Genomic DNA, 12,478 nt, shown 5'->3' on the forward strand with positions numbered 1-12,478 from the left:
GTCGCCGGCGAGTATCGCCGGAGCTTGGTGAACCCTGGGACCATCGCGCGGGAACCATGGGGCAATTCCCGCCGAAGGTTGATCTTCGGCCGGATTCGCGGCCCGCCCGTCTTGCATACTCACGATCGTCGTCGACGTTCTCCGATCGGAAATCGTCGACTTCGGTTCCTTCGGCTTCCCGTTCCCACGCACGCTCCCGGCGGTCACACCACGGGCAGCCGCCGGCACCGGGACGAGTGACGGGTCTTCACCTCCACATGGGCACAACGCGTAGTCGTCCCTTGCTCACCGCTCTTCGGCCACGACGGGTCGCGGTCGGTCTGATGGTGCTGGGACTGCTGGTCCTGCTCTTCCCGCTGATCTCCTCGGCGGCCGAATTTCCGCCGACCCGCACCGCGCGGGCCGAATACCTGACCGGTGAACAACGCGCCATGACACCGGGACTGGTCACCCGATCCGGGAGCTACAGCGAACTGGCCTCCGGACCGGACGAGAACTTCGGCGACACGCGCTCGCGCGCCGCGGACTGGCTGACCGTGCCCGCCGCCGGGTCGGACGGCACCGCCTCGGCCGAGCGATCGGTGCCGGCCGGTACACCGTTGGGCAAACGTACGCCCGCGATCGCATCGGCGACGGCGAACGTCTCGCGCACCGGGCAGAGCCTGAACGCCGGTTCGGAGGTGACCGGGTTCGACCACCCGCTGAACCAGTTCCGCGAACTCGACCAGGTGGTCGGCGTGAAGTCCCTCGTGCACATCGACAGGGTGCGCACCGAGGTCGGCGCCCCTGCGGAGGTCGGCGCCCCCGGCGCCGACGTCCCGGCACCGCGTGCCGGCACCGAGGTCACCGGCCTGACGTTCTTCCCCGGTACCCCGCGCGAGGAGCACGTGGACCTGCCCGCCGGCCGGATACCCGGCGGCCTGGTCACCCGTGCCCTGCACTTCCGCACCGACGACGACGGCCTGGTCATGAAGAGCCTCTACAAGGGCGATCCGGCGATGTACCGAGCCATGCTCGGCGACGGCACCGGCTTCCTGGACGCGACCTGGACCGTGATGGTCGCCGACCTCGCCTCGACCACGGCCGACTCCGCGCGGGCCGGGCTCGGGGTGACCATCGACATGCGGTGGCGGGTGGGCATCGACGCGGGGGACACACTGCGCCTGCGCATCGACGGCAACGAGCGGTACCTGGACACCAGGATCGCCGAGGTGACCGCGGGCGACACCGCCGCGGTGTTCCGCCGACCGGCGCTGCCCACGACCACCGTGACCGGGTTCGGGCCGCCCGGGGCGGGGCCGGGCGACACGGTGACGGTGAGCGGGTCCGGCCTCGACGCGGGCGGGGTCGGCGTGTACGTCGACGGTTCGCCCGAGCGCGTCGCGGACGGCGCGCTGCACGTGGCCGCCGACGGCACGTCGCTCACCTTCGCGGTGCCCGCGGGCGCGACACCGGTCAAGGGCGTACTCGTGGTCGGCGACCACGGCGAGGGTCGGGCCGGGTCGTTCCCCTCGCCCGGTGCGGGCACCTCGGGGCCCACCGACACCGCGACCGGCGCGCCGCCGAGCCCGACCGATCAGGGCCCGGTCCGGCACGCCTCGTGGCAGGGCCCCGCGGTCAAGGCGGGCGACCTGCCCGAGTCCTGCGTCACGGCCGCGCAATGGCGAGTCCCCGCCGACCGCGCCGTGTTCACCGCCGCACTGGGTGACGGCGGCGTGCGCGCGCCGGCGATCGACTCGGCGGTGTTCACCTTCGCCGACGAAGCGGGCGCGCGGCACGAGGTGGCCACCGGCGCCGGGCCGAGCTGGGGGCAGCCGTGGCCCGCCGGGCCCGCCGCACACGTGGTCGGCACCCGGCCCGCGCAGGCCGCGGCGGTGGTACCGAACGGCTGGACCCTGGTCGCGCTGCGTGCCGAGCACCACGGCGACGTCGCGAAGCAGGCGGCGCTGGGGCCCGTCGGCGGCTGCTGGGCCCTGGGCCGGGAACGGCCGACCACACCACCGACGAGCCCCGACCCGAGCGGGCCGCCGACGACGTCGCCGCCGACGAGCAAGCCGCCGACCAGCGGGCCGCCCACCGGCAAGCCACCGACGCTTCCCCCGACCGGTGAACCCTCGGGCGGGTCGACCCACACGCCGGCGCCGACCGCTCCCACCGATGTCCCGTCCACCGGGACCTCGACGCCGCCGGGATCCGACTCCGGCGGGTCGGACTCCGGAGGTTCCGGTGGGTCCCGGGGTGCGGGCGGCTCGGGCAACTCGGGTACCGGCGGCTCCCGTTCCGGCACCGTCCCGGAGACCGCGACCGGCGGCGGCTCGTTGTCGCGCACCGGCGCCGACGTCGTCCTGCCCGTCCTCCTCGGCACCGCCGCGCTCGGTGCCGGCCTCGTCCTGTTGTTCGCCGCACGTTCCAGGAGCACCCGATGAGCCCCGCCCCCGGCCGGAACCCGCACCTGCCCCGCTCCGGCGTCCCCGACCGGCTCGCCGCGACCATGAGCATCGCCGAACAGCACGAATACCTGCGCAGTCGGCGCCGCACCGTCTCGCGCCGCAGCGTGCTCACCGCGATCGGCCTCGGTGCGGCGGCCGTCCCGCTGTTCGGCACCTCGTCGTCGGCCGGCGTGCGCCGCGCGCCCTCCCTGCTCGTGGGCACGAACTACGTCGACGGGAACGCGCTCAAGCCCGCCGGCCGCCACCTCGCACTGGGCGCGGACCCGCGCAGCCAGGCGGCGATGAGCTGGCAGGTGCCGCAGCCGGTGCGCCGGCCGTACCTGCGCCTGGGCACCTCGCCGGGGCAGCTGGACCAAGTGGTGCCGGCCGAGATCCGGCACCTGCACTCGCACCTGATCGAGTACGCCGACAACCCCGCCTCGGCCTATTTCGACCACGACCAGTACCACCTGCATGCCGCGCTGGACGGGCTCGACCCCGGCACGCGCTACCACTACGCGCTGGGCCACGACGGCCTCGACTCGAACTCCGTTGCCGCGACCGTCGGTTCGTTTCGTACCGCACCGGCGGCCGGCGGCGTGCCGGAACCGTTCACCTTCACCGCGTTCGGCGACGAGGGTGTGGAGTTCGGCGCCGCCGCCAACCAGACGCTGATGCTCCGGCAGAACCCGGTGTTCCACCTGCTGGCGGGCGACATCTCGTACGCCGCGTCCGGTGCGGGACTGCCGTCCAGCCACCACAGCGCGGAGGGCGCGGACAAACTTCAGCCGGAGGTGTGGGACGAATACCTGCGGATGATCGATCCCGTCGCCGCGTCCGTGCCGTGGATGGTCGCAATGGGCAACCACGACATGGAGGCGCTGTACTCGCCGGACGGCTACGGCGGTCACCTCGCCCGCTGGCACCTGCCCGGCAACGGGCCGCGCAACGCGCACGCCACATACGGCTTCAGCTATGGCAACGTCGCGGTGGTGAGCCTGGACGCCAACGACATCTCGCACGAGATCCCGCACAACCGCGGCTACACCGCCGGCGCGCAGACGACCTGGCTGGCCGGGGAGTTGGCCCGACTACGGCGTACTCCCGGGATCGACTTCATCGTCGCCTTCTTCCACCACTGCGCGTACTGCACGGCGACCGACCACGTCTCGGACGGCGCGATCCGGGAGGAGTGGATCCCGTTGTTCGATCGCTATCAGGTCGACCTCGTGATCAACGGGCACAACCACGTCTACGAGCGGGCCGATCCGATGCGCGGCGGTGTGCGCACGCGCCGTGCCGCGATCGGCGACCGGATCCGGCCCGCGACCGACGGCACCACGTACCTGACCGTGGGCAGTGGCGGGAAGAGTGGTTACGAGTTCTCCGCGCCGGAGACCTACGCGGGCGGTCCCGCCGACGTCACCGACGCGGTCAAGGGTGGTTTCCACGTCAAGGGCGCCAGGATCGACGAGACCGTCGAGTGGTCGCGCGTGCGTTTTCGCGGCAACGCGTTCATCGCGGTCGACGTCCGTCCGGCCGCCGCCGGGCGCGAGACCACGATGACCATTCGCACGCTCAGCGCCACCGGTGCGCAGATCGACACCGTGACGCTGGTCCGGGACGCGGGTACGGCGATCCCGTCCGCGAACGCCACCGAGCGCGGGGCGAGCGGGGGCGGGCGCGGCTGAACCCGGCCGGGGTGCGGGATCGGGCGGGGCGTCGGGCCGGCGCCCCGCCCTACGCCGTTCCGGCACCGCCCGATCCGCGGGTTCGCGCGGGGTTTCGGCGTCAGGACCTTCCGCCTCGCGTTCGTGCGGGCTCGGCGGCCGGGGCCGGTCTTCGATTCCCGTCGTGGAATCCGACGGGGATCGAAGAACCGCCCTACGCCGTGCCGGTCAGGCGCAGCCGGGTGCGGGCCGGTGCGGTGGGGGGCAGGTCGGCGACGATGTCGGCGAGGCTGACGCCGGCCAGGCTGTGCTGCCACGCCTGGTGCGCGTCGGCCATCTTCGCGGCGAGGATGCAGTCCCGCCGGCATTCGTCGGCCGGCAGCGCACCGCGCCCCTGCTGCCGGATCTCCCGGCACTCGTACGGTGAGGAAGTGCCGTCCACGGCCTCGACGATGTGCAGAAGGGTGATCTCGGCGGCGGGTCGGGCGAGCCGAAATCCGCCTCTGGGACCGGTGGTCGCGGACAACAGGCCGGCCCGGACCAGGGTCTTGAGCTGCTTGGCGAGGTAGGGCGCCGGCAGGTCGTAGTACTGCGCGAGTTGGGTCGTCGACGCGCTGGTCCCGGGGTCGAGTTGGGCCAGCGTGGTGGCGCAGTGCAGGACCCATTCGGTACTCCCGGGCAGCTTCATGCCTCGAGTCTATCGCAGACTTTGTGGACCTATTTAGTCCGTGATAGCGTCGGTGTTCCTGGCAGCGAGAGAAAGAGATCACCATGCGGATCGCAATCGCCGGCGCGACGGGAAACATCGGGGCGCTCACCGTCGCCGCTCTCGAGCGGGACGGGCACGAGGTGGTGCGGATCAGCCGCTCGCTCGGTGTCGACCTGACCACCGGTGACGGCCTCGACGATGCCCTGGCCGGCGTGGAGGCGGTCGTCGACGCGACCAACGGGCCGGCCGTCGACCCGGCCGAGACGGTGGCCTACTTCGGCACCACGACGCGGAACCTGCTGGCCGCCGGGAAGCGCGCCGGGGTCCGGCACCACGTGCTGCTCTCGATCGTCGGGATCGATCGGGTCGAGGGCAACGCGCACTACGCGGGCAAGCGCGAGCAGGAGCGCCTGGTGGCCGAGGGGACGGTGCCGTGGACGATCGTGCCGGCCACGCAGTTCCACGACTTCGCCGAGATGGTGACGAGCTGGACCGAGCAGGACGGTGTCGCCACGATCGCGCCGCTGTTGGTGCAGCCGATCGCGCCCGCGGACGTGGCAGACGTCCTGGCCGAGGTCGCGACCGGTCAGCCGCGCGGGCGCTACGCCGATATCGCCGGGCCCGACCCGCAGGACCTGGTCGACATGGCCCGGCGCACGCTCGCCGCGCGTGGCCGCTCGGTGCGGCTGGTGCCGACGTGGTCCGGCATGTTCGGACCGGCGATGGCGGGGGACGCGCTGCTGCCCGGCGAGGGCGCCCGGATCGCGCCGACCACGTTCGACCAGTGGCTCGCCGAGCAGAAGTAGCGCGGGAAGTCGTGACTTGGGCCCGGTGGCCGGTGAACCGGGCGAGCCGGGGGCCGGCGGCGGCGGATGGCGCCGCCGCCGACCCGATCGACTACGGCTGCTGCCGGTTCGGTTCCGGTGCCGTGGCGCGGAAGCGGGCGGTTGACGCGTCGCCGCTCCAGCGCCGCAACCCGGCCTTCTCCAGTACGCGGACCGAGGCCGGGTTCGACAGTTCGACGTCGGCGTACACGGTGTCCACCTGTGGTGAGGTCAACGCGTACGCGACCAGGGCCCGAGTGGCCTCGGAGGCGTAGCCTCGGCCGCGCCGGGAGGCGACGACGCCGTAACCGATCTCCAGAGCGCCGTCGTTCGGCGGCCAGAGCAGGCTGATGCTGCCGACCACGAGCCCGGTGGCTCGCTCGACGATCTGACGGTGCCCGTACAGCCGCGGCACATCCGACTGTTCGGCGATGACGCCGGCGATCACCTGATCGCCCTCGGCGGGGAAGTCCTCCGCCCAGTCCGCCGACCGCGCGTCACCGAGAACGGCGGTGATCTCGTCGGCGGACCACGGCCGCAGGACGAGGCGATCGGTGGTCAGGTCCGTACCTGCGGGAAAAGAAGATGAAGACACGCGACACTCCTGGTCGTTCGGGACGACCGGGCCGACTACGACGAGCGCGCGACCCGGACAAGGGCATGACGAATAAGCTCCGAGCGGGCCATATTCATCAACCTCCCTTGTCGCGGCGGCGATCACGCACCTCACGTGTCCCGTCAACGGTACCGCCTCGGGTGGACGGGGCGTCCCCGGGGGTGCGGCCCAGCCGTTCTCCGGTGCCCGGTGCCCGGTGCCGGGTGCCGGGTGCCGTCGGGTCGTGGCTCGTCTTCGAGCAGCCGCCAGGTGGCGAGGGCGAGGCCGGCGGGTTCGGTGAGTGTGATGCCCAGGACGCCGCCGATCTGTTCGAGGCGACGGGAGACGCTGCTGTCGTGCAGGCGCAGTATCTCGGCCGCACGGCGGAGCGAGCCGGTGGCGCAATAGACCTCCAGGGTCTCCAGGTCGTCCGGGTTGCGTGCCAGGCGGGCGATGGCGGCCACCTCGACGTTGCCGCGCGCGGCGTCCCGCGGGATCTCCGCGAGGAGGGCCAACGCGCCGAGTTCGTCGTATCGCACGATGGGCTCGCGCGCGGTGGTGAAGCGCAGCGCGGCACGGGCCTGATGCCAGGACCGGTCCGGTCGGTCGGCGCGATCGAGCACGACGCCCAACCGGGCACCGACGCCGATCACATCGCGGTCGGCGGCACCAGCGCCGGCGCGGGCATCACGGCGGCCGTCGCGCTGCAAGCGCGGGACGAACAGGGGCCGCCGATCCGCTTCCCACTGCTCTGCCGGCCCAGTTTGGACGACCGGATGACCACGGTGTCGGCGCGGACGTTCACCGGCACACCGCGGATGGACCGCGACAACATCGCCGACTCGTGGCGGCACTACCTCGGTTCGGTGCAACCCCACGTGGTACGCGGCTGCCGCGCGTGCCCACGACCTGTCCGGCCCGCCGCCCGCCTACGTCGCCACGGCCGAGCTCGATCCGGTCCGCGACGGCATCGGCTACGCGATGCGCCCCTCGGAGGCGGGCGTATCGGTCGAACTGCAGCAATGGGCGGGCACGTTCCACGGATCGCGGGCCATTCTCACCGCCGATGTGTCCCAGCGCCGGATCGTCGAGGTCACCGCGGTGTTGCGCCGGGCGATGGCGGCGCAGCGCGGCGACGGGGCGGGTGCGGGCGCGGACCCGGGCGCGTTGCGGGCCGGTGGAGCGGGCGGGTCACGGGGACGCCCGGCCGATGCGCAGCCGCGTCGAGGCCGGTTGCGCGCGTGGATGCGACGCAACGTGTCGCCGACGTGGATCGTGGCGAACGGGAGACCCGAGGCGGATGAATTCTCGATTGTGGACGGCCGGATTGTGGACGGCCGGCTCCTTCGTGCTGTGGGATGGTCTTCGCCCTCCGCTCGCCTACCGTTGTCCGGCCCGTCTTTCCGGACCGCGATGGGGAGTTCGAGGGTTCGAGCTCGGAGTTCGGCTGCACACCCCTGTCCCCGACGTCCCATCGAGGGAGCGTCGGCAATCTGGAGGTATTCGATGCGTCGGCTGACCACAGTCCTTGCCGCCACCGCGACGGCGGTCGTTGCCGGAGTCGGTGTGACCACACCGGCCCAGGCCGCCCCGGCGGACAAGCCGCAGGTCTTGTCCAGTTGGACCCAGACGAGCGTGAACAGCTACAACGCCTGGAACTCGGCGCGGCAGAACCAGGGATCCTGGTCGGCCTACGGCTTCGACTGGTCCACAGACTACTGCTCCAGTTCGCCTGATAACCCGTTCGGCTTCCCGTTCCAGAACTCCTGCGCCCGGCACGACTTCGGATACCGCAACTACAAGGCGGCGGGCACGTTCGCGGCGAACAAGGCGCGGGTGGACAGCGCCTTCTACGAGGACCTCAAGCGCGTGTGTGCCCCCTACGGCGCGGTGACCCGGGCCACCTGCAACGGCACGGCGTGGACGTACTACCAGGCGGTCAAGCTTCTGGGTTGACGCGCGTCGACCCCGGCACGCGGCCCCGTCGTCGAGGGGCCGCGGTGTCGGGGTGGTCCCGGCGAACCCAGCGTGATCAGCCGTGATCCCGCTGTCGTGAACCACACGTTCGAGGGCGCGGTTGTCACCTGATCGGGTGGCGCGTGCGCCGGACGGCCTCGGCTGGTGGCCCTCCCGAACTATCAAGGGGGCATGGATGACAAGTCGAGGTTGACGACGACGCGCCCGAGTGGGTCGTGCGCGGGGTCGTATGGATGTGCCCCCGTGTCGGCGCGAGTGTGGTCGATCGGCATGGGCGCGACGCCGGTGTTCGATTCGCTGGTCCGGGAATGGGCTCGTACCACCCGCCAACTGCCGCAAGCGGCACCCAGGTTCTCGTGTCCGGCCTGTCGCTTACCGCATCCCCCGGCGCCGTAGGCCGGCAGGCGATGGGCGGGCCGATGCGTGATCGTGCCGCCGCGAGTCCCGGACGCGCCGGGCAGCCGCCCGTGGTGTGGAGCCTGCGGTGTGGAGCCCGGCCGGTCCCGGGGTGAAGGCGAGGTCGGAGGGCGGCCGGCGCGTGCCCGTCCCGGAGCGGGTGTGCCGCCGAGGCCGTGCGCTCATTTCCCCCACGGGCGGGCGTTCTCGTGGCGTGCGTGCGACGGTGGATGGGAGTGGGCGGGGGACTGCTTGCCGGATCCAGGTGGGTGCGGACGTCGAACGCCGGGAGGAACGATGTCTCCGATGTCGCGTGGTCTTCGGTCCCGGTCGCCGGGATCCGGGTGGGGGTCGGTCGGCCCGCCGCGGGTACTGCTCGTGCTCGCGGTCGCCTCGGTGGTCCTCGGCGTGGTGGTGCTGGCCTGGCCGACCCAGACGGTGCGGGTGGTCGCGATCCTGTTCGGGTTGTACCTGCTGGTCAGCGGCCTGATCCAGGTGGTTTTGGGGGCCGGAGGGCTGTTCTCGGGCGGCATGCGGGCGGTGCTGATCGTCAGCGGTCTGGTGTCGGTGGTGTTCGGTGTCCTGTGTCTGGGCGGGGGCTCGCGCTCGGTCACCGTGCTGGCGATCTGGATCGGCATCGGCTGGCTCGTCCGGGGCCTGGCCGAACTCGCGGGTGGTGTCGTGCACAAGAGCCTGCCGGGCCGTGGCTGGGTGATCTTCTTCGGATGCGTGGACATCGCCGCGGGCATCGTCCTGATCGCCGCCCCCGTGTCCAGCACGACGGTGCTGGCCGTGCTCGCCGGAATCACCCTGATCGTCCTGGGGCTGATCGGCGCGGTGACCGCGTTCGGCCTCGGCCGAGGTCCGGCGAGTGGAGGTACGACGTGGCATGCGGGGGCGACCCGGGGAACCTCACGGCGGCTCTGAACGCGGCTGGACGAGGGTCACGTCGGCGGGTTGTCGAGGCGGGGGTGCAGGCCGGGAAGGTTGACCACGATGGCCTCCTGGGTGCTGCGGGCGATCACGACCACGGCTTCGGAGTCCGGGTCGGGGTTCTCCTCGCGGTGGGGCACGAAGGGTGGGACGAAGATGTAGTCGCCGGGGCCCGTTCGCAGGCGCACTTCGCGGGGTTCGCCGGAGGAGTCGTCGGCGAAGACGAAGACCGGGTGGCCGCTGATCACGTGGATCGCGGTCTCGGATTCGCCGTGGTGGTGATTGCCGGAGGCGGTGGCCGGGGCGACGTGGGTCTGGCCCATCCACAACTTCTCGGCGCCGACGGATCGGCCGCTGATGGCGGCGAAGCGGCGCATGCCGTCGGTTTGTGTGGTGTCGGCGTCGAGCGCGTCGGCGCGAATGTGGTGGATGCGCAGTCGCGGTGACCCGGGCTCGGCGGCGGGACGGTCGGGCAGGTGCGGATGGAAGCCGGTGCCGGCGACGGTTTGCCCGTCGGCGGATGGGGAGGACGGCGGCGGAGTGTGCGCTGAGGTCATGGCACGTCCTTGGCGGTAGGCGGTCTCGGGGTGGATCGGCCCGGAACTCGCACCGGGCACGGGGCGAGGGGCCGGCCGGCGGCACCCGCGGATCGGCCTTCGGGCGCCTCGCCCGGCGACGAGGGCCTGCGGCCGACCGGGAGCAGTGACGATGACGGCCTGCGACCGACACCGACCGGGAGCGGTGGCGACCGGTGCGGGTGGGGCTGTGCGGTACAGGTGCGCGCACGACCGGACATGACCCGATGCTAGCGCCGACGCCGGACCGCTCACCGATCCCCGCGCCCCCGGACACGGCTGCGTTCCCGACGCCGCTGGGCCGCCGGATCGCCCTCGCCGCGTCGCCGGATCGCCGCGTCCCGACACGGTTACGCTCCTGACGCCGTTGCGCCGCCGGACTGCCGGACTGCCGGACCGCCGGACCGTCCCATTTCGTCGCGGCGCCCCCGAGGCGACGGCGCTGCGGGATCGCCGTGCCACCGACGTGGCTGCGTTCTCGACGCCGCTGGGCTGCCGGATCGCCCCCTGCCGCGCCCTGAGGCGACGGCGCTGGCGGATTGCCGTGCCTCGGCAGTGGCTGCGTCTCTGATGCCGCTGTGCCGCCGGATCGCCCCGCCACGCCCTGAGATGACTGCGTTGCGGGATCGCCGCGTTGCCGGACGTCGGATCGCCGCGTCCCCGACATCCCCGTGTCCGGAGCGCCGCGTCCTCGACACGGCTGCGCTGCCGGAGCGCCGCGTTGCCGACACCGCCGCCCACCGACACCGCCTCGCCGCCACCCCGCGCCCGTCACTTTGCTGCCGCCTTCCGCCGCGCCGCTGCCCCCGGACCGTCCTGCCGGCCTGCCGCACGGCATCGTCGCGCCGTCGCTGGGCTGCGCGTTCGTTGCCGGGGCGGGACGCGGTGTGGGCGTTTCGTCGGAGTGGGGTGTGGGTTGGTCAGGGGCGTTCGTGCACCACTCGGCCGTCGACGATGGTGAGGGTGATCGGGATCTCGGGTAGGGCGGTGACCTCGGATTCCAGGGGGTCGTCGGCGAGGACGCACAGGTCGGCGGCCTTGCCCGGTTCGAGCGAGCCCTTCCAGGACTCGGCACCGTCCTGGCGAGCGGGCGTGGTGGTGTACGCGCGCAACGCCTCGCGCAGGGCCAGGCGTTGCGCGGGGCCGCAGACGGTGCCGTCGACGCCGGTCCGGGTGACCGCGGCGACCACCCCGCGGCGCCAGTCGGGGGTCAGTACCGGGGAGTCCGAGCTGAGGCACACGTCGATGCCCGCGTCGAGCGCGTCGCGGGTGGGGCACATGCGGGCGAGAACCTGCGGGCTCAGCGTGTCGTGGAGCAGGTTGCGGGTGGCCACCGCGATGCCGGGCTGGGTGTTCAGGCCGATGCCGGCCGCCGCCATCTCGGCCAGCGTCGTGGGATGCAGCAGGTCGCCGTGGATGAGGTAATGCCGGGCGGCCGGGCGGGGATCGCGAGCGAGCGCCGCCCGCAGCGCGGAGACGACCGCGGCGGAGCTGCGGTCGCCGGTGGAGTGCACGCCGATCTGGTGTCCGGCCGCGTGCGCGATGTCGATCATCTCGGTGAGCCGCTGTCGGCGTCGTTCGGCCGAGTCGCCGTCGATCAGCAGCGAACCGTGTGACCCGTCGGGGTACGGCTCGCACACCCAGGCGCTGCGCATCGGCGGGATGCCGTCCGCGAAGATCTTTACCCCGGCCACCCGGAACCAGCCCGGCACGTCGGCCGGGGCGGCGAACTCGCGTAGTCCGGTGGCGAAGGCGTCCGCCGAACCGGGGCCGTCCAGTTCGCCGAAGAGCAACAGCGCCGTGACGCGCGCGGTGAGCCGCCCGTGCGCGGCCAGTTCCGCGTAGTCGGTGAGCGCGGCGGAGCCGAAGCACCCGGTCGCGCCGGCGTCCTCGCCCGGACCCAGGCCCGGTTCGGTGTAGCTGGTCACGCCCAGCGTGGCCAGCAGGTCGTGGGTGCGCACGATGGCGTCCCGGCGCTCGGCCGCGGTGCGCAGGGCGGGTGTGGGCGCGGGCGTGCCCGCGTGCGGCCCCGGCGCGCCCGCGTCCGCGCCGCCGGTGAGTTGCTCCATCAGGAAGCGCGGCCACATCGCGCCGAGCCAGACACCGTGCAGGTGGGAGTCGTTGATCCCGGGCAGGACCGCGTGGCCGCGCAGGCGGATCACCCGGGTGTCGCGGCCGATCAGTGGGGCCACTTCGGTGTCGTCGCCGACCCGGGCGACGCGGCCCCCGGTGACCGCGACGGCGGTCGCGATCCGGTCCCGCGCGTCGAACGTGTGGACGCGTCCTCCGGTGAGGACCAGGTCCGCCGAACCGGTGGCGTCCCACGATTCGCGGTTGCGCACTTTATTTCCTCCTGGGATCTGGACAGGT

10 protein-coding genes and 2 pseudogenes are annotated in these 12,478 nt (G+C 72.7%); 7 read left to right on the forward strand and 5 right to left on the reverse strand.

From position 1 onward, the window contains the following. Positions 1-281: 281 nt before the first annotated feature. Entirely contained in the window at positions 282-2,426 is a 2,145-nt protein-coding gene (locus ACZ4FV_RS16480; RefSeq protein ID WP_465322816.1) for a hypothetical protein, read from the forward strand. Next, complete coding sequence (locus ACZ4FV_RS16485; RefSeq protein WP_465322817.1) at positions 2,423-4,120, forward strand: purple acid phosphatase family protein; 1,698 nt, start codon at positions 2,423-2,425, stop codon at positions 4,118-4,120. Before ACZ4FV_RS16480 ends, ACZ4FV_RS16485 begins: the two co-directional genes overlap by 4 nt. Positions 4,121-4,313: 193 nt before the next feature. On the opposite strand, the gene ACZ4FV_RS16490 is transcribed toward ACZ4FV_RS16485, so the two are convergent. Then, complete coding sequence (locus ACZ4FV_RS16490; RefSeq protein WP_395860856.1) at positions 4,314-4,787, reverse strand: RrF2 family transcriptional regulator; 474 nt, start codon at positions 4,785-4,787, stop codon at positions 4,314-4,316. A gap of 83 nt (positions 4,788-4,870) precedes the next feature. On the opposite strand from ACZ4FV_RS16490, the gene ACZ4FV_RS16495 reads away from it, so the two are divergent. Continuing rightward, entirely contained in the window at positions 4,871-5,614 is a 744-nt protein-coding gene (locus tag ACZ4FV_RS16495) for an SDR family oxidoreductase (RefSeq protein ID WP_395860855.1), read from the forward strand. A gap of 91 nt (positions 5,615-5,705) precedes the next feature. Here ACZ4FV_RS16495 and ACZ4FV_RS16500 read toward each other — a convergent pair whose 3' ends face one another. Together ACZ4FV_RS16500 and ACZ4FV_RS16505 are read right to left on the reverse strand one after the other, a co-directional pair. Beyond that, positions 5,706-6,227 (reverse strand): GNAT family N-acetyltransferase, encoded by a 522-nt coding sequence (locus tag ACZ4FV_RS16500; RefSeq protein WP_402237930.1) that lies wholly within the window; start codon positions 6,225-6,227, stop codon positions 5,706-5,708. Positions 6,228-6,370: 143 nt separating this feature from the next. Continuing rightward, the gene (locus ACZ4FV_RS16505) at positions 6,371-6,937 is read right to left on the reverse strand and encodes a helix-turn-helix domain-containing protein (protein WP_465322818.1); all 567 of its coding nucleotides are present in this window, start codon (positions 6,935-6,937) and stop codon (positions 6,371-6,373) included. Between ACZ4FV_RS16505 and ACZ4FV_RS16510 the strand changes: the two are divergent. The 4 genes and pseudogenes from ACZ4FV_RS16510 to ACZ4FV_RS16525 all read left to right on the forward strand — a co-directional run. Then, positions 6,881-7,033: pseudogene (locus ACZ4FV_RS16510) on the forward strand (alpha/beta hydrolase fold domain-containing protein); the annotation flags it as partial. The gene ACZ4FV_RS16505 and the pseudogene ACZ4FV_RS16510 overlap by 57 nt on opposite strands. 103 nt (positions 7,034-7,136) lie before the next feature. Further along, a pseudogene (locus tag ACZ4FV_RS16515) lies at positions 7,137-7,211 on the forward strand (hypothetical protein); the annotation flags it as partial. A 522-nt stretch (positions 7,212-7,733) separates the two neighbouring features. Further along, positions 7,734-8,183 (forward strand): phospholipase, encoded by a 450-nt coding sequence (locus ACZ4FV_RS16520; RefSeq protein ID WP_395860851.1) that lies wholly within the window; start codon positions 7,734-7,736, stop codon positions 8,181-8,183. Between the two features lie 723 nt (positions 8,184-8,906). Further along, positions 8,907-9,527, forward strand: coding sequence for an HdeD family acid-resistance protein (locus ACZ4FV_RS16525; RefSeq protein ID WP_395860849.1), 621 nt, complete (start codon positions 8,907-8,909; stop codon positions 9,525-9,527). A 17-nt stretch (positions 9,528-9,544) separates the two neighbouring features. Here ACZ4FV_RS16525 and ACZ4FV_RS16530 read toward each other — a convergent pair whose 3' ends face one another. Then, positions 9,545-10,090, reverse strand: coding sequence for a cupin domain-containing protein (locus ACZ4FV_RS16530; protein ID WP_402237934.1), 546 nt, complete (start codon positions 10,088-10,090; stop codon positions 9,545-9,547). A gap of 938 nt (positions 10,091-11,028) precedes the next feature. Then, positions 11,029-12,450: an amidohydrolase gene (locus ACZ4FV_RS16535; protein ID WP_402237936.1), complete on the reverse strand. Its 1,422-nt coding sequence runs from the start codon at positions 12,448-12,450 to the stop codon at positions 11,029-11,031. Positions 12,451-12,478 lie beyond the last annotated feature (28 nt).

The sequence above is a fragment of the Embleya sp. NPDC025285 genome, from assembly GCF_055558835.1.